1 protein-coding gene is annotated in these 1,126 nt (G+C 59.0%); it reads left to right on the forward strand.

The features are described from left to right. The coding region (locus tag ACR0P8_RS09990; RefSeq protein ID WP_432624890.1) for an ABC transporter substrate-binding protein at positions 1-1,126 on the forward strand (1,126 nt) is incomplete at both ends.

A 1,126-nucleotide genomic window follows, 5' to 3' on the forward strand; every position in this document is an offset into this window, starting at 1 on the left:
CTCGACTCGTCCGACGTGGTCTGGTCGCTGCAGAACGCCGTCAACAACCATTACGTGGGAGCTGACCAGCTTGGTGATCTGAAGGAAATCACCAATCCCAATGCGAATACGGTGGTCATCACGCTCGCCAAGCCGAATCCGCGGCTGTTGCGCGCGCTGGCCGGCCGTGCAGGCATCGTGTACGACGCGGAAAGCAAAACCAACTATGCGAAATCGGCGGTCGGATCGGGACCATTCACCGTGTCAACCGCGGACCAATCGCAAATCGTGCTGCAACGCAACGACTCGTATTGGGGCAAAAAAGCCGCATCATCGCAAGTGACGCTCTACTACTACGCCAACGAGGAATCCATGGCCGATGCCATGAAAGCCGGCAAAATCAGCATGGCGCTGCCGCTGAGCGCTTCAACCGCCTCGGAACTGGGCAAGACCAACGGTATTACCGCGGACAGCGGCATCAGCTTCGACAAGGTGATGCTCGCGTTCAACAACGACAACAACAGCCCCTTCTCCGACGAGCAGATCCGCAAGATGACGCGATACGCCATCGATGCGAAGACCATCGCCAAGAACGCGCCCGACGCGTACGCGCCGCTGGGAGGGCCGATCAGCCCGCTGGAAGACGGTTATGAGGACCTGAGCGGCCTGTACCCCTACAACCTCGAACAGGGGCAACGGATGCGCACGTATTTCGGAGTGAACTACATCGCGCCAATCGACATTCTGGTGCCGAAGGAATACGAAAGCATCGGCAACGACGTGAAAACCGCCATCGAAAACCTCAACATCAACACCAATCTGGAAGTGCTCGATTCCGCCGCGGACGTGACGGAACGCATGAACGCCGGCACCTATAACATCGCGCTGACCACCATGAGCGACGAAGGTGACGCAAGCGTCTTCGATAACGGCCAGTCCGTGTTCCATTTCGAGAACGGCGACGCGCAGCAGGCTTACACCAATGCCATGGCCGCGACCAACGACAACGATTATCAGGCCCGCATGCGCGAGTACGCGCGCGCCGTCAGCGAGAACGCGGCCAGCGACTGGCTGTACACACGCAAGAACTTCCTTGCCGTTTCCGATGGGCTGCAGGGGTATCCGAAGAATCTGACCGACCGTCTGC

This window comes from Bifidobacterium sp. (assembly GCF_050874245.1).
GTDB lineage: Bacteria > Actinomycetota > Actinomycetes > Actinomycetales > Bifidobacteriaceae > Bifidobacterium.